Origin of the sequence: Nonomuraea muscovyensis (assembly GCF_014207745.1) — a bacterium.
In the GTDB taxonomy this organism is placed as follows: Bacteria; Actinomycetota; Actinomycetes; order Streptosporangiales; family Streptosporangiaceae; genus Nonomuraea; species Nonomuraea muscovyensis.
This window is the reverse complement of sequence record NZ_JACHJB010000003.1, coordinates 43,981-68,965: the sequence shown is the minus strand read 5'-3', so window position 1 is coordinate 68,965 and position 24,985 is coordinate 43,981. Positions and strand designations below refer to the sequence as shown.

25 protein-coding genes are annotated in these 24,985 nt (G+C 68.6%); 11 read left to right on the top strand and 14 right to left on the bottom strand.

Annotated features, from left to right (window positions below; translation table 11 throughout):
- Positions 1-22: 22 nt before the first annotated feature.
- The 3 genes from FHU36_RS31895 to FHU36_RS31885 are packed head-to-tail and all read right to left on the bottom strand — an operon-like array spanning position 23 to position 2,852.
- The gene (locus FHU36_RS31895) at positions 23-1,261 is read right to left on the bottom strand and encodes an MFS transporter (RefSeq protein ID WP_312891990.1); all 1,239 of its coding nucleotides are present in this window, start codon (positions 1,259-1,261) and stop codon (positions 23-25) included.
- A gap of 22 nt (positions 1,262-1,283) precedes the next feature.
- Entirely contained in the window at positions 1,284-2,687 is a 1,404-nt protein-coding gene (locus FHU36_RS31890; RefSeq protein ID WP_185087817.1) for an FAD-dependent oxidoreductase, read from the bottom strand.
- A 27-nt stretch (positions 2,688-2,714) separates the two neighbouring features.
- The gene (locus FHU36_RS31885) at positions 2,715-2,852 is read right to left on the bottom strand and encodes a hypothetical protein (protein ID WP_185087816.1); all 138 of its coding nucleotides are present in this window, start codon (positions 2,850-2,852) and stop codon (positions 2,715-2,717) included.
- Between the two features lie 715 nt (positions 2,853-3,567).
- Between FHU36_RS31885 and wrbA the strand changes: the two genes are divergently transcribed.
- Positions 3,568-4,176 (top strand): NAD(P)H:quinone oxidoreductase, encoded by a 609-nt coding sequence (wrbA, locus tag FHU36_RS31880; protein ID WP_312891988.1) that lies wholly within the window; start codon positions 3,568-3,570, stop codon positions 4,174-4,176.
- 128 nt (positions 4,177-4,304) lie between these two features.
- Here wrbA and FHU36_RS31875 read toward each other — a convergent pair whose 3' ends face one another.
- Positions 4,305-5,087: a transposase family protein gene (locus tag FHU36_RS31875; protein ID WP_185082461.1), complete on the bottom strand. Its 783-nt coding sequence runs from the start codon at positions 5,085-5,087 to the stop codon at positions 4,305-4,307.
- A 134-nt stretch (positions 5,088-5,221) separates the two neighbouring features.
- Between FHU36_RS31875 and FHU36_RS31870 the strand changes: the two genes are divergently transcribed.
- Positions 5,222-5,578 (top strand): YybH family protein, encoded by a 357-nt coding sequence (locus FHU36_RS31870; protein ID WP_185087815.1) that lies wholly within the window; start codon positions 5,222-5,224, stop codon positions 5,576-5,578.
- Between the two features lie 171 nt (positions 5,579-5,749).
- On the opposite strand, the gene FHU36_RS31865 is transcribed toward FHU36_RS31870, so the two are convergent.
- From FHU36_RS31865 to FHU36_RS31855, 3 genes are all read right to left on the bottom strand, one after another.
- Entirely contained in the window at positions 5,750-6,400 is a 651-nt protein-coding gene (locus FHU36_RS31865) for a Type 1 glutamine amidotransferase-like domain-containing protein (protein ID WP_185087814.1), read from the bottom strand.
- Positions 6,401-6,409: 9 nt separating this feature from the next.
- Positions 6,410-7,693, bottom strand: a complete 1,284-nt coding sequence (locus FHU36_RS31860) for a serine hydrolase domain-containing protein (protein ID WP_246503022.1) — start codon at positions 7,691-7,693, stop codon at positions 6,410-6,412.
- Positions 7,694-7,935: 242 nt separating this feature from the next.
- Complete coding sequence (locus tag FHU36_RS31855; protein ID WP_376774188.1) at positions 7,936-8,901, bottom strand: endonuclease/exonuclease/phosphatase family protein; 966 nt, start codon at positions 8,899-8,901, stop codon at positions 7,936-7,938.
- 223 nt (positions 8,902-9,124) lie between these two features.
- Between FHU36_RS31855 and FHU36_RS31850 the strand changes: the two genes are divergently transcribed.
- Complete coding sequence (locus tag FHU36_RS31850; RefSeq protein ID WP_185087812.1) at positions 9,125-10,237, top strand: ABC transporter substrate-binding protein; 1,113 nt, start codon at positions 9,125-9,127, stop codon at positions 10,235-10,237.
- A gap of 137 nt (positions 10,238-10,374) precedes the next feature.
- On the top strand, positions 10,375-11,151 hold the full coding sequence (locus tag FHU36_RS31845; protein WP_185087811.1) for a hypothetical protein: 777 nt from the start codon (positions 10,375-10,377) through the stop codon (positions 11,149-11,151).
- Between the two features lie 6 nt (positions 11,152-11,157).
- Here the strand turns inward: FHU36_RS31845 and FHU36_RS31840 are convergent, their stop codons facing one another.
- Positions 11,158-11,466: a hypothetical protein gene (locus FHU36_RS31840; protein WP_185087810.1), complete on the bottom strand. Its 309-nt coding sequence runs from the start codon at positions 11,464-11,466 to the stop codon at positions 11,158-11,160.
- 598 nt (positions 11,467-12,064) lie between these two features.
- Between FHU36_RS31840 and FHU36_RS31835 the strand changes: the two genes are divergently transcribed.
- Both FHU36_RS31835 and FHU36_RS31830 read left to right on the top strand, forming a co-directional pair.
- A complete protein-coding gene (locus FHU36_RS31835) occupies positions 12,065-12,277 on the top strand; it encodes a hypothetical protein (RefSeq protein ID WP_185087809.1) in 213 nt (70 codons plus the stop codon).
- 306 nt (positions 12,278-12,583) lie between these two features.
- A complete protein-coding gene (locus tag FHU36_RS31830) occupies positions 12,584-13,132 on the top strand; it encodes a GNAT family N-acetyltransferase (protein ID WP_185087808.1) in 549 nt (182 codons plus the stop codon).
- Between the two features lie 75 nt (positions 13,133-13,207).
- On the opposite strand, the gene FHU36_RS31825 is transcribed toward FHU36_RS31830, so the two are convergent.
- The 4 genes from FHU36_RS31825 to FHU36_RS31810 form a co-directional block, all read right to left on the bottom strand.
- Entirely contained in the window at positions 13,208-13,642 is a 435-nt protein-coding gene (locus FHU36_RS31825) for a hypothetical protein (protein WP_221497044.1), read from the bottom strand.
- A 104-nt stretch (positions 13,643-13,746) separates the two neighbouring features.
- Complete coding sequence (locus FHU36_RS31820) at positions 13,747-14,286, bottom strand: dihydrofolate reductase family protein (RefSeq protein WP_185087806.1); 540 nt, start codon at positions 14,284-14,286, stop codon at positions 13,747-13,749.
- Between the two features lie 198 nt (positions 14,287-14,484).
- Positions 14,485-16,179 (bottom strand): MFS transporter, encoded by a 1,695-nt coding sequence (locus tag FHU36_RS31815; protein WP_312891986.1) that lies wholly within the window; start codon positions 16,177-16,179, stop codon positions 14,485-14,487.
- A gap of 11 nt (positions 16,180-16,190) precedes the next feature.
- Positions 16,191-16,406: a hypothetical protein gene (locus FHU36_RS31810; RefSeq protein ID WP_185087805.1), complete on the bottom strand. Its 216-nt coding sequence runs from the start codon at positions 16,404-16,406 to the stop codon at positions 16,191-16,193.
- A 153-nt stretch (positions 16,407-16,559) separates the two neighbouring features.
- Between FHU36_RS31810 and FHU36_RS31805 the strand changes: the two genes are divergently transcribed.
- Positions 16,560-17,276: a TetR/AcrR family transcriptional regulator gene (locus FHU36_RS31805; protein WP_185087804.1), complete on the top strand. Its 717-nt coding sequence runs from the start codon at positions 16,560-16,562 to the stop codon at positions 17,274-17,276.
- Positions 17,277-17,340: 64 nt separating this feature from the next.
- On the opposite strand, the gene FHU36_RS43845 is transcribed toward FHU36_RS31805, so the two are convergent.
- Positions 17,341-17,652: a dihydrofolate reductase family protein gene (locus FHU36_RS43845; RefSeq protein WP_185087803.1), complete on the bottom strand. Its 312-nt coding sequence runs from the start codon at positions 17,650-17,652 to the stop codon at positions 17,341-17,343.
- 483 nt (positions 17,653-18,135) lie between these two features.
- Here FHU36_RS43845 and FHU36_RS31795 point away from each other — a divergent pair, with 483 nt between their 5' ends.
- The 3 genes from FHU36_RS31795 to FHU36_RS31785 all read left to right on the top strand — a co-directional run bounded on the left by FHU36_RS31795 (position 18,136) and on the right by FHU36_RS31785 (position 23,033).
- The gene (locus FHU36_RS31795; RefSeq protein WP_185087802.1) at positions 18,136-19,014 is read left to right on the top strand and encodes a hypothetical protein; all 879 of its coding nucleotides are present in this window, start codon (positions 18,136-18,138) and stop codon (positions 19,012-19,014) included.
- A 224-nt stretch (positions 19,015-19,238) separates the two neighbouring features.
- On the top strand, positions 19,239-19,778 hold the full coding sequence (locus FHU36_RS31790; protein WP_185087801.1) for a dihydrofolate reductase family protein: 540 nt from the start codon (positions 19,239-19,241) through the stop codon (positions 19,776-19,778).
- 351 nt (positions 19,779-20,129) lie between these two features.
- Positions 20,130-23,033: an AfsR/SARP family transcriptional regulator gene (locus FHU36_RS31785; RefSeq protein WP_185087800.1), complete on the top strand. Its 2,904-nt coding sequence runs from the start codon at positions 20,130-20,132 to the stop codon at positions 23,031-23,033.
- Positions 23,034-23,479: 446 nt separating this feature from the next.
- Here the strand turns inward: FHU36_RS31785 and FHU36_RS31780 are convergent, their stop codons facing one another.
- Entirely contained in the window at positions 23,480-23,818 is a 339-nt protein-coding gene (locus tag FHU36_RS31780; protein WP_221497043.1) for an ArsR/SmtB family transcription factor, read from the bottom strand.
- 57 nt (positions 23,819-23,875) lie between these two features.
- On the opposite strand from FHU36_RS31780, the gene FHU36_RS31775 reads away from it, so the two are divergent.
- Positions 23,876-24,985: a flavin-containing monooxygenase gene (locus tag FHU36_RS31775; protein WP_221497042.1), complete on the top strand. Its 1,110-nt coding sequence runs from the start codon at positions 23,876-23,878 to the stop codon at positions 24,983-24,985.

Below are 24,985 nucleotides of genomic sequence, written 5' to 3'. Positions count from 1 at the left end.
CTTACTTCGAAGTTAATCGAAATTATACGCGATGGTAGGCGGCCAAGGCCAACGCGGCGATCGCGCAGGCGGTGGCGACCGCTCCCATCACCCAGACGGAGCCCACGGCTTGGGCGAGTGCGACCGCTCCCAGCGGAGCGAGGGCCTTGTCGGCGACGGAGAAGACCGCGATACGACCGGACAACGAGGCGTAGGCGGCGGTGCCGTACCGGCCGACCAGCAGGTGCGGCAGGGTGATGGAGGCGATGCCGAAGCCGAGCCCGAATCCCAGCACGCAGCCGACGGCACCCGGCACCGTGCGCCCGACCAGCGGCAGCAGCAGAACGGCCACGCCCTGCAGGGCGAAGATCGCAGCGGCGATGAGCGCGGCGGGCAGGCGGCGTTGCAGGCCGGTGGTGAGCAGCCGTCCGGTCACCGACAGCACCCCCAGAAGTCCGGCCAGCGTGGCGGCCAGGACGGGTGAGTGCCCGAGGTGGATGAGGTAGGTGATGAGCAGGACGGCCATCACCGCCGCCGCGCCGCCGTGGGCGGTGAAGGCGAGCACCAGCAGCCAGAACGGCCGCCGGCGGATGGCGGCCTTGACGATGCCGGCACGCACCTCTGCCGTGGCGGTCTCGTGCTTGGCGTGGGTACGGCGGCGCAGGACGAGCGCGTGCAGGGGGATCGCGGCCACGCCGTAGACCAGCGCCAGGACGACCAGGGCCTGCCGCCAGCCGTACCACTCCACCAGCAGCCCGGTGAGCGGCAGGAAGATCGAGGAGGCGAAGCCGGCCACGACAGTCAGCGCCAGCAGGGCGCCTGCCCGGCCGCGTTCCCTGGCCGGGCCGTCGAACCAGCCGACGATGACGGCGAAGGCCGACTCGTAGAGCACCATCGAGCAGGCGACGCCCATCGCGGCGAACACCGCGTACAGCTGCCACAGGCTCTCCACCCGCGACCAGGCCAGCACGGCGACCGCGCCGAGAATCGATCCGGCGGTCATGAGCCCACGGCCGCCGCGGGCATCCAGCCGGCGGCCGACCAGCGGCGCGCACAGGGCGGCGATCAGGATCGACAGGGTGAGCGCGGCGGCGATCTGGGGCTTGCTGGCGTGCAGGTCGCGGGCCATCGGTGCGAGGAAGACGGAGAAGGCGTAGTAGAGCACGCCGTACCCGATGGTCTGGGTGACGGCCAGCGCGGCGACGATCCGCCGGCCGTGGCCGGAACGCGGCTGACCGCCGCCCCTCATCCGCGAGGCGGCGGTCTCGGCGGTGGAGCTCACCCCGGCTCGCCGGAACTCGAGATCAGCCGCAGCAGCCGCCGCCGTCGCTGGAGGCGCCGACGGTGGCCAGGGGCAGCGGGGTGGCCAGCAGGCCGCCGCTGATCCCGGTGGCCAGGCCGACGCGCTGCTCCTGGGCCTCGGCGAGGTTGGAGGAGCACACGCCGGTCTCCGGCAGGTCGAGCTGCACGTCGCGGGCCGCCTCCCAGTCTCCGGCGATCGCGGCGACGACCGAGCGGACCTGCTCGTAGCCGGTGGCCATCAGGAACGTCGGGGCGCGACCGTAGCTCTTGACGCCGACGGCGTAGTAGCCCGGTTCGGGGTGGGACAGCTCGTCGACGCCGTGGGCGGGCACGGTGCCGCAGGAGTGCTGGTTGGGGTCGATCAGCGGGGCCAGCCGCCGGGTGGAGCCGAGGATCGGGTCCAGGTCCAGGCGCAGCTCGGAGGCGATGGAGTGGTCGGGCCGGTAGCCGGTCGCGGCCACGATGCGATCCACCGTGACGGTCTGCTCGGCGCCGGACGGGTCGCGGCTGACCACGCTCACCTGGCCGCCGCTTCGGGTGACGGAGTGGGTGAAGAAGCCGGCCAGCAGCTGGATGCGCCCTGACTCGACGTGGGCGCGCAGGCGGGTGCCGAGCGCGCCACGGGCGGGCAGCGCGTCGGCCGCGCCGCCTCCATAACTACGGCCGGCGCTGCCCGCGCGGATGGCCCACGTGATCTGGGCGTTGTCGAGCTGGGCGAGGGCGAGCAGGGTGGTGGCGGCCGAGTGGCCGGCGCCCACGACCAGCGTGTGCCTGCCCTCGTAGGCCGCGCGGTCGGCGCCGAGCACGTCGGGCAGGGCGTGGTCGACCAGCTCGCCCGCCTCCGCCTCGCCGTACGCGGGCAGGCCGCTCGCGCCCAGGACGTTCGGCGTGACATAGGTGCCCGAGGCGTCGATGATCGCGCGGGCCCGCAACTCCTCACCGCCATCGAGACGGATCAGGAACGGGACGTCTTCGCGGCCGTTGGTCCGGACCCGGTCATAACCGAGGCGGCTGATCGCCGCCGCCTTGGCGCCCAGCCGTACCTTGTCCCCGAACAGCTTGGCCAGCGGAGCGAGATAGTCACTGATCAGCTCAGCTCCGGTGGGCAGCCACTCGGGGTCCGGCCCGCTCCAGCCGTCGGCCTCCAGCAGGCGCTTGGCGGCAGCGTCGATGTTGTACTTCCACGGGCTGAACACCCGGACGTGACCCCACTGCGCGACCGAGGCGGCCACCCGCTCGCCCGCCTCCAGGACCAGGAAGTCCTGACCGCGCTCGGCCAGGTGCGCGGCGGCGGCCAGCCCCACCGGGCCGGCGCCGATGACCACGACCGGCAACGCGCCGGGCGCGGCGGGTGCCACGATCTGCTCGATCTCGACGGCGGTGGTGCCACAGCATCTGTCACTCATGATGGCCTCTCCTGAATTCGGCGGGTCTCAGCGGATGAGCAGGGTGTTGGTGCGGGCGCGGTCCACCAGGGCGCTCGCGCGGCAGCTCGTGTCACAGACCTCGCCACGGGTCTCGTCGAAGGTGACATCGGCGGTGGAGCGGAACCGGCGGAGCAGAGCGCGCATCGCGCACCTCCTGTTTAGAAACTTGTCGAAGTAGTCAGTAGAGTGCCTCATTGATTAGAGGTATGTCAAATTAGATGGGCACCTAACTTGTGGCGGTCATCGACCATCACCGCCGCTCCCGACGATCGCCCGAACCCGCGCCCCGGCCGCCGCCGACCGCAGCCTGCGGCCCGGCGAGGTCGACGCCGAAGAGTCGGCCGCCACTCCCGCCGCGAGGTCAGCACACCGCCGTCGCGCAGGGCCGCCAGGTGGGTGGAGGTGAGGAAGCCGCGCGCCGGCAGCTACCGGCAGGCGCTACGCGACGGCCGCTTCGACCGGCGCCCCATGTTCACCCGCCTGGACGGAGACGCCGTGGTGTGGTCCGACGGCACCCGCGAACACGTCGATGTGGTGCGACGCCCGCTACCTGGTCCGCAGGCTGAAGAGCCTTGCGGGCGCACGCCGCCTCCGGGCGGGCGTGTAGCGGTGGACGGCTCACCACCGGTGACGCCTGGCCTGGTCGTGCCGCTCGGCGCCGGCAGGCGGCCGTGGCGAGGGTGCCGGCCGCGTCGGTAACCGGCACCAGCACGGCGCCCAGGGGCCGGGCAGGTCTTGGTCGGGGCCGGCCAGGCCGGCTGCGTCCTGGCCCGGGTGGCGAGGTGGGCGCGTCGCCTCACATTGCGCAGGGCTGTGTCGTCGGTACCGGTGAAGCGAACACGAAGGAAGTGAACCAATCGTGGAACCCGTGAACGTCGCAGTCATCTACTACAGCGCCACCGGCACCGTGCACGCTCTGGCGCAAGCCGCCGCCGAGGGTGCGGAAAAGGCCGGCGCACACGTACGACTGCGCAAGATCGCCGAAACGGCCCCACCGGAGGCGATCAGCGCCAATCCGGCCTGGGCCCAACACCTCCTGGACACCGCCGACGTCGCCGAGGCCGGCCACGACGATCTGGCCTGGGCCGACGCGGTGCTGTTCGGCACCCCCACCCGCTTCGGCAACCCGGCCGGCCAGCTCAGGCAGTTCATCGACACCACCGGTCCCCTGTGGTACCAAGGCAAGCTCGCGGACAAGGTGTACTCGGCTTTCACCGCCTCCAGCACCGCCCACGGCGGACAGGAATCCACCCTCCTGGCACTGGGGAACACCTTCTACCACTGGGGCGGCATCATCGTGCCCCCCGGCTACACCGACCCCGTCCAGTTCCAGTCAGGCAACCCCTACGGCACCTCCCACGTGACCGGCGACGGCCCGCCCAGCGAGGTGACCTTGCAGGCGGCCCGATACCAGGCCCGCCGCGTCGTCGACACCGTGGCCGCGCTCAAGGCCGGCCGCGCCGCCTGATCCAGCACCGAACACCGACGCGGTCAGATTCTTGAACGGAGGATGCGATGACGTCGAACGATTCCGAGGTCAGGGCGCTCTTGGACAGTCGAGTCGATGCCTGCCAGGCAAAGGACATTGAGCACTTTTCATCCTGAGTGGCGGCCTTCTTCGATGAGCTGTAGGACGAGGATGGCCTGCACGATCGTGGTGGCGCGGTGCGGGCAGCAGCGCAGCCGGGTCAGGACCTTCCAGGTCTTCAAGGTGGCAACGGCGCGTTCTCCGCAGGCGCGGATGCGGGCGTGTGCGCGGTTGACCGAGCGCTGATGGCGCGACAGCGGCGGCCGCAGCCGATGACCTTTGAACGGCGTGCGGATGCTGCCGCCCGCGCCTTGATAGCCCTTGTCGGCGAAGGTCTTGACCCCTGCGGCGGTCAGCGCGTCGATCAGGCCGGTGGCGCGTGCCGCGGTCAGGTCATGCGTGGCGCCGGGCAGCGCGGGTGAGGCCCAGACGATCCGGCCGGATGGGTCGGCCAGGACCTGCACGTTCACGCCGTGGCGTCGGTGTTTGCCGGAGTAGTACGGCCGTTCGTCGGCCAGCCTGTCGATCGGGATCAAGGTGCCGTCCAGGATGGTGTAGGCCAGCCGGTCGGCGCGTATGACGGCGGCGTGGACGTCGTCGGCGAGCATGGAGAGCAGGTCGACCGCTTCGCGGACGTAGCGCCAGGCGGTGCTGGTGCCGATGGCGAAGCCCGCAGCCAGACGCGCGTAGGTGTCGCCGTTGCGCAGGTGGGCGAGGACGAGCAGGGCCTGCCGGGACGCATCCAGGCGCCGCCATCGGCAGCGGCGCTCGGCACGCCGGGTACGGATGAGCTCGGCCAGGCGGATCAGGGTGTGATTGGACAGCGGAATCGCGGCGCGGTAAGACAGCAACGAGGCTCTCCGGTAGAGGCATCGGATCTTGGTCGACTGCTGTCTTACCGGGAGCCTCTTCTCATGCCAACTCGTCCCGGCGCCGCCCCTGCTGACCAGCGCGATCAGGTTGGAAAAGCCTCATTGATCGACTCATGTCACACTATTCTTCCGACATCGTTTATTACGATGTCGTTCCCCCTCTCCAGTTCGCGGGATTGGATGAAGTCCGCGGCAACTTTGTGCGGTGGTTTGACGAATACGATGGCCCCATCGGCCTGGAAACGCACGACCTTACCCTTGCGACGAGTGCAGACGTCGCCTTCGCGCACATGCTTCACCTGGACAGCGGAACACGCAAGAACGGGCTCCAGAGCGCGATATGGGTAAGATCGACCGTTTGTTGCCGACGGTCAAGCGACAAGTGGTTGATCACGCACGAACACATCTCAGTGCCGATCAACCCCGAGAACCTTCAGGCCTGGTTTCCGCCGGAGGAAGAACGCCGGTGACCGTCCGATGACACGGATCCGGTTCGGCAACCCCGGCCCCGCGGCGCTCGAAATGCCTGCGAGCCAGGCGTTGAAAGTGCCGAATGGTGTGGGACGAGAGCATCCCGCCGTCCAGTCGGGTCGGCGGGGTGCTCATCGGCGAGGCGTCGTCGGGCGTCGGCAGGGTGCCGGTCAGCAGATACGCGTGTCCTCGCCGTCGATGACGAGTGCCTGCCCGTCACGCAGGGTGCGGTGCGCGATGCCGTCAGCATCGTAGTTGGCCGCGACGACACCCAGGGCCTGCGACTCAGGGTGGCCCGGGGAGTCGATGTGTGGCACCACCGCGTAGTCGAGGACGCCCAGCCCGTCCCAGATCACCGGCATGCCGTAGGTCGCGGGGACGACGTGCGGGTCGTCGCAGTACTCCAGTCCGCGCAGGCTCGGCGCCAGCACGCACGGGCCGGCGCTGTATCCGGCGTAGACCACTGCGTCCCGTCGGATCAGGGCTGTCAGTGCGGTGTCGGCACCACTGCGGGCGAGCGCGTAACGCAGCATGAACACATTTCCGCCGCGCACCCAGACCATGGGAAAGCGGGCCAGCACGGCCGCGACGGCTTGGTGGGGCTGGTCGAAGAACGTGCGCAGGTCAAGCTCGGTCGGCTGCAGCCCCAGCGCGGTGAGCTCGCTGGTCTCACGCTCGACCCCGGCTCTGCGTTCGTCCGGGGGCTGGGCGTCCATGGCGTTGGCGATCACGGCGACTTCGGCCGAACCCTGCCCGCCCAGCAGCGCGAGCAACTGGTCTGGCCGATCGCCCATCCGGAAGGAGGAGAGATACATGCGCATCGAAGGACCTTAGTCGGCCTGCCCGCCGCAGAACACCGCCGTCAAGAGCTTCTCCAGGGCCTTCGGGAACTCCTGCGCCTGGTCGACTGCGGCGTCTCCGCTGGTCACCGAGGCGGTCAGGGTCTTACTGCCGTCGGGCGAGCTGTACATCAGCGCCCCGTAGCCCCCGGGAGGGCTGCCGTTGTGCTGGAAGACGGTGCCGCCGCAGTTCGGGCCCAGGTCCTGCACGAACAGCCCAAGGCCGTAGCCCAGCTTCCCATGCGGCTTGCGCATCTCGGCCAGCAGCGGGGCCGGCAGGAGCTTGCCGCCCATCAGCGCGGAGACGAACGTCTGGAGATCCTGGGTGGTCGAGATCATGTCACCGGCGCCGGCCAGCAGGGAGAGGTTCTGGCGGGTGACGTCGACCACCTTCCACTGGCCGGCGTCCTGGTAGCGGTAGTAGCCGTGGGCGTGCGGCCCGGGGAGTTGCGTCCGGACACCCGGCACCACGGTGCCCCGCAGCCCGAGCGGTCGCAGGATCCGCCGCTGCATCTCCTCGGCGTACGAGCGACCGGTGACCTTCTCGATCAGCAGCAGGGCCAGCGTGTAGTTGGTGTTGGAGTAGCTCTGGTCCGTCCCCGGCTCGAACCGCGCCGGCTTGGACAACGCGAGCCGTACCAGCTCCTGCGGCCGGTAGGTGCGGAACCGGTTGTCCACCCACTCCTTGCCCATCGCGGGGATCCCCGGCACGACCGTCCCGTCGTCGTAGTACTCGCCGGTGTAGTTGAACAACCCGCTGGTGTGCCGCAGCAGCATCCGCACGGTGATCCGCCGGTCCAGCCCGAGCTTGGGCAGGTAGCCGGCCACCGGGGCGTCCAACCCGATCTTGCCCTCGGCCACCAGTTGCAACACCACGGTCGCGGTGAAGGTCTTGGTGATACTGCCCACCCAGAACCGCCCGTTCGTCGGCGGCTTCGCGCTCTGGCCCAGCTTGCGCACCCCGGCGCTGCCGACCCACTCGCCCCGCTGATCGTGCACGCGCATCTGCAACCCGGCGTAACCGCGATCGACGAACGCCTGGACGGCCTTCTGCAGTTCCGGGCGATCCTGCCCGGCAGCGGCCTTCGGCAGGGACCTGCTGTCCGCGGCGGCCACCCCGGGTGTGGCCGCCCCGGCCAGCAGCGCGGCCGCCAGCGCCGTGACCGCCACTCCCCGGAAGACCCGCGGCATCCGGAACCTGTTGACGCCGTCGAGCACGATCTTGTCTTTGTTTGCCTTGCGCAGCCCCGAGGCCGCGATCGCTGAACCGTTCATGGCATCCAACATCGCCGACCCCGCTGATACCGGGCCGTTGCCGTGCTGACGCGACCGCTGACACGACACCGCAGCTGACGACCGCGGGGCCCGGAGCGACCGCCCCTTGGCCGGGCCGGCGCTGCAGACCCTCGCGACCGTGCCGACGGCGTGGGCGGTGATGTAGTGGCCGCTTCCCCGGCGAACCGGGCCGTCCTTGGGAATGGTGCGAGACGACGGGGTTCCCCGGTCACCGGTGAATGTCAGCGTTCGAGGCGGGCTGCGACCGCCAGGTGGTCGCTGCCGGTCGCCGGCAAGGTCCAGGTGGTGACAGGAATCGCCGCACGGGTCATGACGTGGTCGATCCGGGCGATGGGGAAGGCAGCGGGCCAGCTGAAGCCGAAACCCTCCTCCGCCGGGGCCAGCCGGGAGGTGACCGGAGCCAGGCCACGGTCATCGAGGGTGCTGTTGAAGTCGCCCAGCAGGACGACGGTGTCCAGCTCTTCCGCGGCGATGGCCGCGCCCAGTGCGGCGGCGCTCTCGTCCCTCCAGCGGGAGTCGAAGCCGTCCGGCAGCCGGATACGGACGGAGGGCAGGTGAGCGACGTACACGGCCACGTCGCCGGATGGCGTCCGCATGGTGGACCGCAGCCCTCGGCTCCAGTCTCCCCCGACATCCGCGGGCCTGATGTCCACCGGTCCGGAGTCCTCAAGGGGATATCTGGACCAGAGTCCGACGGTGCCCACGACCGCGTGGTGGGGAAGGCCGGGCGCGAGGACGGCCTCGTAGACGGGCAGGGCCCCGGGCATCAACTCCTCCAGAGCAATGAGGTCGGCTCCGACCTGCGCCAGGGTTCGCGCGGTTCCTTCGGGATCGGGATTCTCGTCGCTGACGTTGTGCTGGAGCACGGTCAGGTCGTGAGCCGCCCCCTGGTCAGCGGGTAGCAACCGCTCACCGAAGAGGCCGGCCCAGACCGCTGCGGGCAGCACCAGGGACACCATCGCGATGGCCGAGCGACGCAGCAGTGCCAGGACCATCAGCACGGGAACGGCCAGGCCACCCCAGGGAAGGAAGGTCTCCAGCAGGCTGCCGAGGTTGCCCAGGGTGTTGGGCACGACGCCGGGGAAGGCGAGCAGCACGGCCACCAGCACGGCCACCGACGCGAGGACCCGCCCGTGCGCCCAGGACGTCCGGCCCTGTACGTCCCGGTCCCGACGCCACCGCCCGATGAGACGAGGGAGCCTCACCGCGGCGCGAACCTTCCGATCTTCGATGCTCACACGCCCGACCGTAGGGGTCACCGTCTGTCCTGTGCACCGCCGGCCGGCCCCTCGATGTTCTGCACGCCGCCCCGTGAACGGTGGAAGCCGCCGTTGAGGGTGACCGCCTATGCCGGCCACTCTGCGATCCGGGCAAACTGTAGCCGAATCACCACACGGGAGACGCCAACGTATGAATACGCCACCATCGACACCTGGAGCCGAGCGGACTGACGGATCATCCGTCCAGATCGGCGCTCTCGTTCCGCTGACCCGGCCTGGCTGGGTCGAGGCGGGCCGGCACCTGCTCGCTGGACTCGAGCTGGCCGTTCGCAAAGTCAATGACGCCGGCGGGATCGCCGGAAGACCACTCGAGCTGGTGGTCCGAGACACCGCGGCTGATCCGCAGAGGGCCGCGGCGGCCGTGGATGAGTTGGCCCGCCTGGGCGTGGCCGCCTTGGCGGGGGAGTATCACAGCGTCGTCGCTCGTGCCGCTGCCGCCAGGGCCGACGCCCTCGGCCTGCCGTTCCTCTGTTCGTCGGCGGTTCTCGACGCGCTCACCGAACAGCCGACGGAATGGGTCGCGCGCCTCGCCCCGGCGCAGTCCCGCGGCTGGCAGATCTACGCGGACTTCCTCCTCGGCGCGGGCTACAGCCGAATCGCCGTAGCAGCCGAGTCGAGTGTCTACTGGGCGTCCGGGGCCCGCATTCTGCGGGACTACCTCGCTCCACGCGGCGGCACCGTCATCGAGCTCGACATGCGCGCGCTCACCCCCACGGCCGTGTGCGACGAACTCGTCGACAATCGCGCGACAGCCCTCCTTCTCCTGGTCGGCAACCCGGAGCCGGCAGTGTCGATCGTCAAGTCTGTCCGCCGCGACCAGCGCCTCGCCGAGATCATGATCGGTGCTCCGGCCGGGCAACCGGAGTTCGCCGAATGGGTGACGTCGCTGGGCGACGACGGCGCCGCGATCCCGTTCCTGCGCTACCTGCCCGAGCGCCTCAGCCCACTCGGTGCACGAGTCGAGACGGCCCTCCGCGAGCGGCTGGCCGAAGCGCCCTCCTTCGTCGCCTTCGAGGGCTACGACGCGGTCGCCGTCCTCGCCGATGTGCTGCGTTCTCACGGCACGGACCGGGCGCGCACTGCCGAATCCTGGCCGCGCGTCGCGGTCGAAGGCACCCGCGGGCAGATCCAGTTCTCCCGCACGCCGGGCATCAGCGTTTGGCAATGGGCTTGGGCGCCGATCCAAGTCGTCGATCGAGATCCGGCGGAACCCGATCGCTTTCGGACCCTTCACACCGGCTGAGAGAGGGCGACTGTGGGGTCCTGGAACTCCGTCCCGTAGGAGCCTCCGGTGCCGCGGCCGGCGAGGTCGCCCCGTTCCTACCACCCCATGCCGGGAGCATCGGTAAGATCACGTCTACGCAGATCTTGGAGTGTCCAGTGGGTGTTCAGTTACCGGGCCAGGTCCAACTGGCCCTGGCATTGACTGGCCTGTCCGTGCCCGACCTGGACTCCGAGCAGTTGCTGGCGTCCGGGCGACGGTTGATCACCTTCGCTGACACCTTGCGGTGGGAGAGCGAACGGGCGGACGGGGCGGTCGGACGCGTCGGGGCCGACAACTCCGGCCACGGCATGGCCGCCATGCGGGCCAGCGTGGAGGGCGACGAGGGCGCCCGGGCGCAGACCAGGGACATCGTCAGGGCCGCGCTGGCCACTGCCGGCGGCCACGTCTCGGCGAGCTTTCTCTGGGCGGCTCTGAAGGTGTCGCTCGTCGCGGCCGCCGTTGTCCTGATCATGAAGCTGAGGGCCGCGGGCTTCTTCGGGATGGCGGGAGCCGCCATCTCCCGGGCCGCCGTCGAGGGCACCAGAGCGCTCATCGGCTTCCTCCTGCGCACGACGTTACGGCTGCTGAGCGGGCTCTGCCGCTGGCTGTTCGAGCGGGCGGCGGCGCTCCTGGCGAGGCGGCGGGCCGCCCGCGCCATCAAGTCGCCCGGTACGGCCGCTACCCCCGCGAAGGGCACGCCGGCCGCACCGACAGCACCCACTGCGCCGGCGCAGCCGCAGTCCCGCGCCGAAGAGATCGCCCGGCATTTCTCGCCGAACCCCAAAGCAGCGAGGCAGGCCGAGACGGCGGCGAAGGACGCCTCGGAGACCGCCAGGCAGGTCGAGGCCTGGCAGAAGGCGAAGAGGCCCACGTGGAACCCCGATGACTCATGAGAACGGTCAGACGTCCAGCGCGCCCCGCTCGACGACTGTCACGGTGTCGAGCTCGGCTTCGCGATGGATCGCCGACCTGGCCATGACCTTGCCGGAGTCGGCCTGGTGCAGCTCGGCCAGGTCGGCACACCGGTCGAGCAGCAGCCGCAGCACGGCCCCGTCGAGCCTGCCGATCGTGGCGCCCACCTCACCGCTGCCCCAACGGTCGCCGAGGGCGGCGAGGTCCGCCTGGAGCCGTGCGGCCTCCCCCGTCACCGCGCGAGCCACCTCGGAGAGCTCGGTCCCCGAGAGCGCGAGACTCGAATGGGTCACCATGCTTCCAAGGTCGTCAAAGTCTTGTGGCCTCATGAGTGACATCATCACCCCCCTGACTGACGAAGTCGATCAGCCGGCTATCGCGCAGGTGGCCGGGGTACCTCCCACTCCCTCGGCGAGCGAGCCGCCGCCACGCTGAAGGCCGGCAGAAGTCCTGACCAAGCTGCGCTCGTCAGCCGGGCGGCCGGTGCGGGCCGGCAGCGCCGCCCCGTCTGCTGTGGGCAGGGCGCTCCCCGCGCACGCGGAGATGGGTTTTGTGCGGAGCTGGCCCCCGCGTGGCTGCGGCCCATGACCGGTCAGGAGGCGTTGCCGACAGGTCGGGATGACCGCGCCGGGGGCGTACCAGGAAGCCGGGGACGTCGAGCGTGAACAAGTGGCGGTTGCGGTGGTTCTGGTCGAAGACCAGCCATGCGGGGCCGGCGTCGCGCTCGTACATGATGCGAACGATGTCGCGGTCCGCCTCGGCACCCTCGCGTGGTCATCTCGATTCCGCGAGCATCTCCGGTTTCGCTAAGTAGCGCCAAGTAACGTTCCGTAACAGGCCTGTCCGGGGACGCTCGCAGGAGACCATTCGACCTCGACGAACGGGAGTCCTGTCATGCACCGTCCCCTGCTCGCCCTCCTGACGGCCACAGCCGCAGCCGGCACCCTGCTGCTCGGCACCGCCCCCGCCGCCAGCCCCGACCCAGGTGCGCCCGTCACCGCGAGCCAGTGCACACAGGGAGGAGGTCGAGTCTGGGGTCCCGGCATCTTCGGGGAGTACCTGTGCATCGGCGGCCGTTACCACTATCACCCGATCAACGACCGATAGGCCGACCCATCCGAAGGGCTTGCCCCTTTGGGCGGGGCAAGCTCTTCGTTGCGTTATTAGGGCAGATCTCTTCTCGCAAGCCGTTGGCCTCAGAGTGGCGGCCCGCCGTAGCTACAGCGGTCCCAGGCCTACGCGGCGGCAAGCTGTAGACCTCTCCCGCCGGAGGGCCGACGGGGCATGGTGCGCAGCCCACCACGCAACCGTCCAAGCCCGTGATCCGTGGGTTCGCGGCGCACCCCCCGGCGGTTCCCGTCAGATGGATAACTCTGGCGATCCACTGCTCACAACAGGCCCTAACGTTGGTCCATGTCCGAAATGCCATCACGGGTCGAACTGCGCCCGCTCACCCTCTCCGACCAGGACGAGTTCTGCTCGCTCGTGCAGGCCAGCGCCGAGCTGCACATGCCATGGATGCAGCTGCCCGCGACCGCGGAGGAGTTCCGGGTCTGGATGCGCCGCTTCGACGACGGCACCAACCTGGGCTTTCTGATCCGTGTCCGGGAGACCGGCGCAGCCGCCGGCACGGTCAACATCAACTCGATCATCCGGGGCCGCTACCAGGGCGCGTCCCTCGGCTATGCAGCCTTCGCCCCGTCCGCAGGGCAGGGTTACATGACCGACGGGCTCACCGTCACCCTGCAGCACGCCTTCACCGACCTGCGCCTCCACCGGCTGGAGGCCAACATCCAGCCGGCGAACAAAGCATCCCTGGCCCTGGCCCAGCGCCTGGGCTTCCGTTATGAAGGGCTGTCGCCCGCCTATCTCTACATCGACGGGGCCTGGCGCGACCATGAACGCTGGTCCATCACCGCACCAAACCCCTGGAAACCCGATCCCTCCCTTCCAGAGGCATGAGCCGCACGGCGCCGCTTGGGAAACACGTCCCAGAGACGAGTGGTTCCGACTTACCCATCTTGGGCACGGGCGGGATCAGCAATGAGCAGGGCTCATAAGATCGAGCACCAGCCGATTCCCCCAATCGTTGGTGAAGGCGGCACTCATGCCCTGGTAGTGCACTCCGACGAACGGGTTGGAGTGGAACATCACGGCGATCCACCGCAACGAGCGGTCGGCGTTCAGACGGGCGAGGTAGCCGATGTTCCCCATCCCGCCGCCCCCACCGGACATCCATCCTGATCCGTCCGGCAGCGGGCTCTCGAAATTTGTGTCCACCTCGTCGATGCCGTGCTCCTCAATGGCCCGGGCCACATCGAACGGTCCTCCGACGCGGAAGGGAATCGGCTGCCCGGCATCCGGGTGGTACGCCCCTGGACCGTCAACATGCAACTCCAAGCCAGTGTCGTCCGGCCGGTACAGCCCGTCACGGAGCGGCATCTCCCTGGCCTTCCAGAGCTCCTCCACCATTCCCACAGCCCACCCCACCGTCAACAACTACCAAGACCCGCCGCGCGCCCGCCGGCCGGTTTCCCCTTCGTATTCGTCGTACGGGCGCGCGGCAGCGAGCGGGCTCAGCCGGCGGGGCGGTAGACGAGGATCATGGTCCCGGTGGTGGTCTGGGCCGACTGCTCCAGTTCCAGGCGCTTGAGCGGGCTGTCGGTGCCGAACAGGCGCCTGCCCGCGCCGGCCACGACCGGCGAGACCATCAGTCTGAGCTGGTCGAGCAGGTCCTGCTCCAGGAGTGAGCGCACCAGGCCGGGGCTGCCTGCGACGCCGATGTTGCCGCCCGGCTCGCTCTTGAGTCGGGCGATCTCCTCGGTCAGGTCGCCTTTGAGGAGTGTGGTGTTCTGCCAGTCGGCCCGGTCGAGGGTCGTGGAGGCGACGTACTTGTGTGCGGCGTTGATGTAGCTCGCGAACGGCTCGTCGGTCGAGGTGGGCCAGTATCCCGCCCACTCCTCGTAGGTGACGCGGCCCATCAGGACGGCGTCCTGGGCGTCCATGACGGCGTTCATCTCGGCTGCCATCTCCTCGTCGAAGGCGGACTGCCACTTGTCCGGCGACTCGGTGACGCCGTCGAGGGAGATGAACAGGCTGGAGACGACTTTACGCATGATGCACTCCTTCTGAAGTGTCCAACGGATACCAGAGTATCCATTGGACACTCCGGTGTATAGCAGATATGGGGCGACATGGTTGGCCGTGATGCCGCCCATGGGGTTCTCCTCGGCAAGGGAGTGTCAGGACACCCCTCGCGAGGACGCCAGGCAGATCCGCACGGTGATGCGTGATGCCCGGCCGTGCCCGCAGCGTCAGCCGGCCAGCTCGCGGGCAGGTTCCCCAATCTGGCTCGGGGCCTCATTTCTCTGCCGGAGGGAGACCAGCGCGAGCGCGGCGAGTCCGACGAAGATCGGCGCACTGACCCAGGCCGCGGCGTTCAGCCCGGCGGCGAAGGCCTCTTGCGCTGCGCCGAGGAGGGCGGCGCCCCCCTCCCCGGCCTCGGCGGCGGCCACGGCGGCGCCAGCAACGCTCTCGCGCGCCACGCGCGCCGCCTCGGCGGACACCCCCGGGGGGAGCGTCGTTTCCAGCGTCCCCTGGTAGACGGCGGTGCTCAGCGTGCCGAGCGCCGCCACACCCATGGCCACACCGAACTCGCCTCCGGTCTCCGTCAGCGCGGCGGCCGACCCGGCCTTTTCCGGCGGGACCGAACTCATGATCAGCCCGTTGCCCAGCGCCATGGGCAGCGCGATGCCGGTGGAGGCCAGCACCAGCCCGACGATCAGCAGCCCGAGGCCGCCCTCCGCGGCGACCTGCGTGTGCAGGAAGAGACCGGCCGCGCCGACGAACAGGCCAGTCGCCATGAGGTGCCCCGTGGAGAAGCGCCTGGCCAGCACCGGCGCGAGCATCATGGCCGCGATCATCGTCAGGCTCTGCGGCACCAGCCACAGTCCCGCCCGCAGCGGGGACAGCCCTTCGACGGTCTGGAGGTAGACCGTGGAGAGCAGGGTGGTGCCGGCCATGACGATGCCGCCCAGCAGCATGACGGCCAGCGTGGTAGAGATCCCCCGGTTGGCGAACAACCGCAGGTCCAGCAGGGGATCTGCGAGCCTTAGCTGCCGGCGCGCGAACGCCAGGCCGAAGGCGGCGCCGGCCAGCACGGCCGCCAGGGCCATCGGCTGCCAGCCGTCCCTGGCGATGCTCTTCAGTCCGTAGACCGTCGGCAGGATCGCGGCCAGCGACAGCAGCACGCTCGCCGGGTCCAGTCGCCCCGCGCCCGCCGTCCGGTACTCGGGGAGCAGCACGGGTCCCAGGGCCAGCAGGACCACCATGAAGGGCACGCCGAGCAGGAACGCCGAGCCCCACCAGAAGTGCTCCAGCAGCACGCCTCCTACCAGCGGACCGATCACCACACCGACCATGAAGCAGCTGAACCACAGGCTCAGCGCGGTGGTCATCTGCCGCTGGTCGCGGAACATCGTGCGGATCAGGGCCATGGAGGACGGCATCAGAGTTGCCCCGGCCATCCCGAGCAGCGCCCTGGCCGCGATGAGCATCTCGGGACTGGTGGAGTAGGCGGCGACCACCGAGGCCACCCCGAAGGCGGCGGAGCCGATCAGCAGCAGCCGGCGCCGGCCGATCCGGTCGCCCAGCGTCCCCATGGTGACCAGGAACCCGGCGATCATGAATGAGTAGATGTCCATGATCCACAATTGCTGGGTGGCGTCGGCGCCGAGGTCGGCGCTGAGGTGAGGTAGGGCCAGATACAGGACGCTCACGTCCAGCGACATCAGCAGCGTGGTCAGGGCCAGCACGGCCAGCCCGATCCACTCCCGGCGTCCTGCCAGTGACGTTTCGGTCATGGGGAAGTCCTTTCCGTACGGCTCAGCCGTACCGATCAGGTGGTTGGGGAGGACGTCCCACAGGCGTCCGTCCAGGTCGCGGAAGCCGCGGGAGTGAATGACGCCCTCGCCCTGGGACTCGCCCGCCGCCCGCCCTCCGGCGGACACCGCGGCGTCGGTCAGCTCGTCGACGCGCTCGCGGCAGTCGATCTCGGGACCAGCGCCACTTTCTGCACGGCGGCGGTGTCGGCGGGCTCCCTGCCGGTGATGGTCCCGAAGGACGGCCCGGTCACGAGCAAGGCGTAGATGTGCTCGTCGACAACCATGCAGCCGGCCTCGTCGGTCGTGAGGTCGGCGTCGAAGGGGAAGCCGAGCTTGATGTAGAGGTCGATCAACGCCTTCAGGTCACTGACGTGCAGGCTTGGTGAAGATCTTGGTCGCCGTGTCGGTCTCCTGTTATCTCCGGGATACTTAGCGTCCGTCGGACACAAGATGTACGCTAGACACACAGTGGCCAGGTTGGCAACTCTCAATGTGAAGGAGGACGGATGGCGACCGACGAAGACGGCGCGCTCGGCTTGCTCTGGAATCAGGAGGAGCGGGTGGCCAGGAAAGCGCGGCCCGCGCTCAGCCTCGAGGCGATCGCCCGCTCGGCCATCGAGATCGCCGACCGCGACGGCATCGCCGCGGTGTCCATGCAGCGCGTCGCCGGCGACCTCGGCTTCACCAAGATGTCGCTCTACCGCTATGTGGCCAACAAGGCCGAACTCATGGCCGTGATGATCGACACGGCTGTCGGCGAGCCACCCAGGCTGGGCCGCGTGCCCGGTGGCTGGCGGCCCAAGATGGAGGAGTTCAGCAGATTGCTGGCCGAGACATGGGAACGCCATCCGTGGCTGCCGTCGGTGACGGTAGGCAACCGGGTGATGGGGCCCAACGAGATCGGCTGGATCGACTCCGCGGTCAGCGCGCTCTCCGAGACGTGCCTGACGGGGGGCGAGCGGATGGCCACGGTGTTCCTGCTGTTCGCGCATATCCGCAATATCCACTCCACCGCCTCGGCGGGCACCCAGCCCTGGACCACCGAAGGCAGCGTGGCCGTCACCATCGGCGAGCTCATGGCCAGACACGGCGCGCGCTTCCCCGACCTCACCCGGGCCATGGCCGAGACCGGCGACCTGCTCGACGACAACGGGCGCCGGTTCGGCCTTGACTGCATCTTCAACGGGATAGCCGGGCTGATCGCGCAACGGGAACGTCCGTAAGGCGTGATGGTCGCGACTCGTCACCGCCGGCGTCTCCTGGCACCGTCCCGGGGTCGCCGGGCGATCAGATGAGCCGGCACTTCAGGTGGAGAACCCCGTGGTCGAATGCGCGATGCGACTCCAGGCGCATTTTCAGGGGTCGGGCATCTGCCGGGAAGAGGCGTGGCCCCTGGCCGCCGGTAAGCGGATAGCGGAAGAGGTTGAGCTCGTCCACCAGACCGTCGGCGATCATGGCGCGTACCAGCGTGCCGCTGGCGCCGGCGAAGACGTCGCCGTCGACCCGATTCTTGAGCCGCCGGATCGCGTCGGGGTCATAAGGGCCGAGGATCGTCGAGTTTCGCCAGGAGGGTGCCGGTGACGATCGATGGTCCTGCACCGGTCGCCGTGAACGCGATGCCGGTGCCGGCTACGGAGGTGACACTGCTTGTCACTGTCTCGTTCCTTCCTCCAGAGGACCCACTGGAGAGGGGATACCATCACCGGCAGAGGTCTCTGCTGGAACAGCTGATGGGGGGGTCAAGAATCGCGGTTCGGGCCCGAGCCGATCTGCTGCTCAACCGCCCCCACCAAGACCACAGCCACCGACCACCTCATGGCACCGACGGCGCCGGTCGGATCCGATCCCCCGCGCTCTGTTGAGCCAGCGAGGCGGCAGGGTCCACGCCGTTGTTCCCGGCCATCGCCTTCTTCTCCTTCGATCTTGACTCGCTGTCACGGCCGTAGGCTCGAGGAGATGCGGTAGTACATCGCCGGTCGTACCGGAGCCGACGGCGTTACCGCGCCGGTTGCGCGGTCGGACGACGCGGTACCGCCCTGGGGCCGATGCGGGCGAGCGGTTCCGCGAACGACGCTGGGCGGCATGCGAACACGAGTGATCACCGCCTTGGCCCTCGCCCTGACGTTCACCGCCTCCGCCTCCGTGGCCCACGCCGACCCCGAGGCCGCCGCGAACATCGTTGACGTCGTCGTCGAGACCTCCGGTTTCACGGCGCCCGCGTCCATGCCCGCCGGAGCCACCACTTTCAGGATCCAGTCGCCCGACCCTGAAGGCGCCTACCTGGGAGTGCTGCGGGCCGGGCCGGGCGTGTCGTTGCAACAGGTCATTGCCGACCTGGAGCGCGCCTACGACCGCGCGAACCCGGAGGACGCGCTGGCCGCCGCCCGGAAGCTGGCCAGGGAGGTGGTCATGCACGGCGGCGCGGCCGTCCTGCCGAGCACGCCCGTCTCCTACACCACGGAGCTGACCGCGGGCACCTACCATCTGATCGACTTCAAGGAGGTCGGCAGGCCCGGCCTGGCCGAGAAGGTCCGGACGCTGCGCGTACGGCCCGCGCCATGGCGCCCGTCTCCGCCGGCCGCAGCGGCCCAGATCACGCAGTACCGGGCCCCCGACGGCACGAGCCGGTTCGAGGCGCCCGCCACGATCCGTTCAGGGCGGCCGGTGCGTGTGCTGAACAGGTCGCGCCAGTTCAACGAGGCCATCCTCATGCCGGTACGGCCCGGCACCACCCGCGAGCAGGTGGGCGCCTACTTCACGGCGATGGACGAGGGCGGCCAGGCGCCGTATCCGTTCACGGGCCGACCGGTCGGCCTGGTCCCCATGTCTCCAGGACAGTCGGCGGTAGTACGTGCGGACTTGTCTCCTGGCACGTACGCGCTGGTCACCTGGCTGCCCGACTACCGCACGGGCCGCGGGCACGCGGCTCAGGGCATGCACGAGATCCTCACCGTGGAGTGACCGGACTGGGGGCGCGGTCGAGGTGCCGCCGGCCTGGATGCCCTCGGTGTCGGCGATCTCTATGGCCGCCCTCGCGATGGCAAGGAGCGGTGAGCGCGGGTCTCTCGCGAGCGGGTCGCGGCCGTTCGTCCTGGAGCATGTCGACCGAATCCAAGTATCTGCTATACACCGGAGTGTCCAATGGATACTCTGGTATCCGTTGGACACTTCAGAAGGAGTGCATCATGCGTAAAGTCGTCTCCAGCCTGTTCATCTCCCTCGACGGCGTCACCGAGTCGCCGGACAAGTGGCAGTCCGCCTTCGACGAGGAGATGGCAGCCGAGATGAACGCCGTCATGGACGCCCAGGACGCCGTCCTGATGGGCCGCGTCACCTACGAGGAGTGGGCGGGATACTGGCCCACCTCGACCGACGAGCCGTTCGCGAGCTACATCAACGCCGCACACAAGTACGTCGCCTCCACGACCCTCGACCGGGCCGACTGGCAGAACACCACACTCCTCAAAGGCGACCTGACCGAGGAGATCGCCCGACTCAAGAGCGAGCCGGGCGGCAACATCGGCGTCGCAGGCAGCCCCGGCCTGGTGCGCTCACTCCTGGAGCAGGACCTGCTCGACGAGCTCAGACTGATGGTCTCGCCGGTCGTGGCCGGCGCGGGCAGGCGCCTGTTCGGCACCGACAGCCCGCTCAAGCGCCTGGAACTGGAGCAGTCGGCCCAGACCACCACCGGGACCATGATCCTCGTCTACCGCCCCGCCGGCTGAGCCCGCTCGCTGCCGCGCGCCCCGTACCGGACGAATACGAAGGGGAAACCGGCCGGCGGGCGCGCGGCGAGCAATCGCAGCGACGGGAGGTTCTTCTTCAGGGGATCGTGTGTCGGTCAAGCGCCGCACAAGGGGAGAGACGTCGAACGCGTCGCGGCCTTCCAGGGACATACGGAGCCGTCTTCACCAGCGGCAGAATCTCAACCCGGATCACCCGCGGAATGCATCACATCATCTCAGAAGAAGCCATGAAACTCGTCAGCGCCCGGTACGACACCGAGGCGCGGACGAGTTTCGCTTTTCCCTGGCGGAAGCTCCGACCTTCATCTACTTCGAAGAGGTGAGCGCATTATGGCACGAGTGCACTTCTCGGTTCTCGGACCTCTGACGATTAGGCGCGATGGCATAGCTGCGCCGCTTACGAGTAGCAGGCTACGTACGCTGCTGGCATCGCTCCTTCTCCACCCTAATCACGTTGTCACCGTCGAGCAGTTGATCGAACGACTATGGAGCGATTCCTCACCGCAAGACCCCCGTCGCGTCGTGCAGACCATTGTGGCGCGCCTCCGCCAGGTGCCCGGCCTGAGCGATGTGATCTGCACTCGGCCAGGCGGGTACACCGCTCGCGCAGCGGATCACCAGCTCGATCTGCTGGAGTTTCAGCAGCTCATGGAGGCTTCCGCTCATGCCGGCGATCCGGAGAGCGAGGCCGATCTTCTCCGCCGGGCACTCTCTCTGTGGCGTGGCTCAGTATGCGAAGACGTGGACTCTGAGACGCTACATCATCTTGAAGTTCCACCGCTGACCGAACAGCGCCTTCAGGCTGTCGAGCGGCGAATGGACCTCGACCTGCGATTGGGCCGGGACGGCGGACTGGTGGCCGAGCTCAGGGCGCTGACTGCTGAGCACCCGTTACGCGAACGGTTCTGGGTCCAGCTCATGACGGCGCTTTGTCGAGGCGGCCGACAAGCGGAGGCGCTCGACACTTACCGCACAGTTTTCCGGCTGTTCCAGGACGATCTGGGCATCGCTCCTGGCGATGAATTGAAGTTGCTCCATCAAGCGATTCTCACCGGTCACCATGAACGCTTCCCGCTGCTCGTCCGGCGGGCAGCCGAGCACCGCAGCATGTCGATATTCAAGGGTTCGATCGCTGCCGCCCACGCTGATAGCACGGACACGATCGGTGAGGCATCCGCGGAACCCTTCGCCAACGTATCCGTCGCCACTGCAGTTTTCCCGCCTCAGGAAATTCCTCCACACATATCACATTTTGTTGGTCGGGTCAGCGAAGTGGATCTGCTCAACAAGGTTCTGGACGAAAGAGGTACGAGCGCCGACTCGGCGCCCAAGGTGATCGTCATCGTGGGGAACGCCGGAATCGGCAAGACCGCCCTCGCCACGCATTGGTGTACGGCAGTTGCGCCCGACTTCCCCGACGGCCAGCTGCATGTCAATATGCGAGGATTCGAAACACTACCTCCGCTCGACCCGGCAAGCGCCTTGGCCATGCTTCTCCGCAGCTTGGGAGTGCCTCCGCAAGAGATTCCGCCTGATCTGGCCGCAGCCTCAGCACTCTTCAGAACACGCACGGCGGGACGACGCATGATCGTCTTCCTCGACAACGTGTCGGACACCGAACAAGTCCGGCCGCTCCTACCGGGACGCGGTTGTATCGCAGTGATCACCAGCCGGAACCAGCTGCGTGGGCTGGTGGCTCGAGAGGCGGCCGTGAGGATCAGCCTGCCCCCACTGGACATGCCCGACTCGCTCCGGCTGCTGGCCAGCGTGGCAGGCGAAAGCCGTATCAGCGCCGAGGACACTCAGGCTCGGCGCCTCGCAGACCTCTGTGACAAATCGCCGCTCGCTCTGCGCATCATCGGCGAGCGCATCGCCCGACAGCCGGACATGTCTCTGGCCGCGTTCGTCGACGAGCTCAGTAGAGGCCACAAGCGATTGGACGCCTTCGACTCCGGCGACGATGCAGGCACGGACCTGCGCACAGTGCTTTCATGGTCGTATGAGAGCCTCGACGCGCAGACGGCACGCGTGCTGCGATTGGTCGGCGGGCTGTATCCAGGGGCCGATATCGGCCTAGCCGCCGCAAGCGCCATCTCGGCCCTGCCGGCTCACCAGGCGCGGCGCCACCTGGATCGGCTGGTGGCCACCCATCTGGTGGAGCAGCGTGATCGTGACCGCTACCACTTGCATGATCTGGTGCGCGCGCACGCGGCTGAGCAGACACTGCATCACGATTCCTCCGCCGACCGCGTCGATGCGATCTCCCGTCTGCTCGTGTGGTTCATGCACGCCCTATGCGCCGTTGACGTCATTTTCGCGCCCGACCGTCACCGCGATCCCTTGCCGGAGCCGGCGGAAGCCGTCGCGATCGTCAGTTTTGCCGATCCTCGCGCCGCCCTGCAATGGTGCGAGCTGGAGTATCACACTCTCGCGGTCCTGCCCGCATGGGCGTACGCGAACGAGGCCTTCAGCGCCTCGTGCCAGATCGCCTACCTCCTGGAGAACTTCCTGGCCCATTACAAGGACCTGCATGTCCTCATCGACAGTCACCAGGCGGCGATAAAGGCGGCAAGGGAAAACGGTGACTCCCGGATGGAAGGTCACCTGCTGAACGCCATGGGAAACGCCAACGCCGAGCTCCACCGGCGCGACGAGGCAACTCGCTGTTACGACGACGCACTTTCCGCATTCCGCTCCTGTGACGACCTCGACGGCAAGACCAAAACTCTCGGGAACATGGCCATGCTTGCGATCGACGCAGGCGATTACAAGACTGCCTGGCCTCAGTGCATCGAAGCCCTGGACCTGGCGACGCGACTCGGCAATGCGCGTGGCCGGGCGCACAATCTCGATAATCTCGGGGAAATCCACTTTGGCTTGGGGGATTTTCTCGAGGCAATCCAGTGCTGGCGCGAGGCGCTGGAGATCAACCGGCGAGGTGGGTCGCTGTTTCTGCAGGCGATCAACTTGACAAACCTCGGCCGCGCATCCGCCGCACTCGAAAGACATCGGCAGGCGATCACCAACTATCAGGAGGCCATCTCCATTACCCGAAGCCTGGGCAGCGACCGCTGCCTCGCAGCAGCCAACCTGAAGCTTGGCGATTCGTACCGTGCTCTGGGCGATGAATCGGCTGCCCAAAGCGCCTGGACGGAGGCATTCGATTTCTATTCGAACTCTGGTGATCCCAAGTCCGAGGAGGTTCGGCTGCGGCTCACGTCGCTGGATATCTAGTCTCCGGCATCGATGCGTTAATGTCGCAGTCACATCAACACGAGATATGGCGTCGAACACTCTGGGAAATGAGTCGGACGGTGTGTGGTCAATTGTAAAATGGAATGGAATGACATTGGTCGACCGCCTGACCACCTCCGCGTGGCCGGACTGCTACGCCCTGGCCGTCGCCTGGCGGGCCGAGCACGGCCACCTGGACATCCCCACCGGCAACATCACCGATGACGGCATCCTCCTGGGCCGGCAGCCCCGCCCACCGGAGATCGGCCAGGACGACATCGCCGACGGAGCGCGCATCGACCGACGGGCGGTTGCCGAAAGAACTCGCTGCTACAGGGGCATCAGTCGACGGAACGTGCGAGGTCTCCCTGGATCGGCGCGGCACGCTGTCCGCCGTTCATCCGGTGGGCCCGTGCCCGTGCGGCGGCTGACCCGCCGGACGCCGATCAGCCGCAGCCGCTTGGGGAGCAATCGGTGGGTGGGCAGCACGCCCGGAGGGAGATCTGCAGGTCGCTCAACGCCTGACCGATGCGAGCCGGGTCGGCCCGGTAGTAGACCGCCTTCCACTCCCGGCGGGATGTCAACACGCCGCCATCGCGCAGGGTGGCCAGATGGGTGGAGGCAGCCGACTGGGCAAGGTTCATACGTTCGGCGACCTCGTTGACCGTCAACTCGATCCCGCCGGCGAACAGCATGAGGATCTGCTGACGCGTGTCACTGGCCATCGCCTTGAGAAACCCGCGCGCCGCCTCGGTCAGCTCGATCCCATCCGTGCTCATGGTCATAGCATCACCCCAGATCATCATATTGTCATTTCATGATTTGAGGATATGATCTGGGCCATGAGTTCTTCGGAAGCGTTCGAGACCCTTGATGTCGTTGTCATCGGCGGCGGTCAGTCCGGCCTGGCCGCCGCGCGCGCCCTGTTGGAGGCCGGACTGCGCCCCGTCGTCCTGGAGGCCGGTGACCAGGCCATCGGCTCGTGGCCCGCGTACTACGACAGCCTCACCCTGTTCTCTCCCGCCCGGCACAGCACGCTGCCCGGCCTGCCGTTCCCGGGCGATCCCGACCACCACCCGCACCGCGACGAGGTCGTCACCTACCTGACCCGCTTCGCCGACCAGGTGCAGGCCGGCGGCGGCGAGATCCGTACCCGGACCCGGGTGGAGGCCGTCGAACCCGACGGCCGGGGCGGCTTCGTCGTGCGCACCGCGGACGGCTCGCAGCTGCACGCCCGGGGCGTGGTGGCGGCCAGCGGTTCCTTCGGCAACCCGCACGTTCCGGCCCTGCCCGGCCAGGACGCCTTCACGGGGCGGCTGCTGCACGTGGCCGACTACCGCGAGCCCAAGTCGTACACCGGCCGGCGTGTCGTCGTCGTCGGCGGCGGCAACTCCGCCGTCCAGGTCGGGCACGAACTCGCCGAGGTCGCCACCGTCACCCTGGCCACCCATGCCCCCATCGCCTTCGCGCCCCAGGTCATCGGCGGGCACGACATCCACCACTGGCTCACCACCACCGGCTTCGACCAGCTTCCGCCCGCCTGGCTGGCACCGCTGCTCAGCGCACCCCTGGTGCTCGACGAGGGCCACTACCAGGCCGCGTTCGAGGCCGGCCGGTGGGACCGCAAGCCCATGTTCACCGGCTTCGACGGCGACCGGGTGATCTGGGCCGACGGCACGCCCGAGCGGGTCGACACCGTGCTGTTCGCCACCGGCTACCGGCCGAACCTCGGCTACCTGCGCCCGCTCGGCGCCCTCGACGACACCGGCGCGCCCCTGCACGCGGGCGGCATCTCCACCACCTGCCCCGGGCTCGTCTACGTCGGCCTGGAGTTCCAGCGCTCCTTCGCCTCCAACACCCTGCGCGGGGTGATCCACGACGCCGAATACGTCACCGCCCCGCTGGCCGCCCACGTGCGCGGCAGCGCGGCCGCGGTCTTCGGAGGGGCCTGA

Bases quoted from the DNA above. Each gene is read 5' to 3' on its own strand.
- FHU36_RS31860 (WP_246503022.1), bottom strand. From the start codon at position 7,693: ATGAACGGTTCAGCGATCGCGGCCTCGGGGCTGCGCAAGGCAAACAAA.
- FHU36_RS31825 (WP_221497044.1), bottom strand. From the start codon at position 13,642: ATGGTGGAGGAGCTCTGGAAGGCCAGGGAGATGCCGCTCCGTGACGGG.
- FHU36_RS31840 (WP_185087810.1), bottom strand. From the start codon at position 11,466: ATGGTGACCCATTCGAGTCTCGCGCTCTCGGGGACCGAGCTCTCCGAG.
- FHU36_RS31795 (WP_185087802.1), top strand. From the start codon at position 18,136: ATGCGAACACGAGTGATCACCGCCTTGGCCCTCGCCCTGACGTTCACC.
- FHU36_RS31870 (WP_185087815.1), top strand. From the start codon at position 5,222: ATGTCACACTATTCTTCCGACATCGTTTATTACGATGTCGTTCCCCCT.
- FHU36_RS31885 (WP_185087816.1), bottom strand. From the start codon at position 2,852: ATGCGCGCTCTGCTCCGCCGGTTCCGCTCCACCGCCGATGTCACCTTC.
- FHU36_RS31850 (WP_185087812.1), top strand. From the start codon at position 9,125: ATGAATACGCCACCATCGACACCTGGAGCCGAGCGGACTGACGGATCA.
- FHU36_RS31790 (WP_185087801.1), top strand. From the start codon at position 19,239: ATGCGTAAAGTCGTCTCCAGCCTGTTCATCTCCCTCGACGGCGTCACC.
- FHU36_RS31775 (WP_221497042.1), top strand. From the start codon at position 23,876: ATGAGTTCTTCGGAAGCGTTCGAGACCCTTGATGTCGTTGTCATCGGC.
- FHU36_RS31820 (WP_185087806.1), bottom strand. From the start codon at position 14,286: ATGCGTAAAGTCGTCTCCAGCCTGTTCATCTCCCTCGACGGCGTCACC.
- FHU36_RS31780 (WP_221497043.1), bottom strand. From the start codon at position 23,818: ATGACCATGAGCACGGATGGGATCGAGCTGACCGAGGCGGCGCGCGGG.
- FHU36_RS31805 (WP_185087804.1), top strand. From the start codon at position 16,560: ATGGCGACCGACGAAGACGGCGCGCTCGGCTTGCTCTGGAATCAGGAG.
- FHU36_RS31830 (WP_185087808.1), top strand. From the start codon at position 12,584: ATGTCCGAAATGCCATCACGGGTCGAACTGCGCCCGCTCACCCTCTCC.
- FHU36_RS31785 (WP_185087800.1), top strand. From the start codon at position 20,130: ATGGCACGAGTGCACTTCTCGGTTCTCGGACCTCTGACGATTAGGCGC.
- FHU36_RS31890 (WP_185087817.1), bottom strand. From the start codon at position 2,687: ATGAGTGACAGATGCTGTGGCACCACCGCCGTCGAGATCGAGCAGATC.
- FHU36_RS31865 (WP_185087814.1), bottom strand. From the start codon at position 6,400: ATGCGCATGTATCTCTCCTCCTTCCGGATGGGCGATCGGCCAGACCAG.
- FHU36_RS31835 (WP_185087809.1), top strand. From the start codon at position 12,065: ATGCACCGTCCCCTGCTCGCCCTCCTGACGGCCACAGCCGCAGCCGGC.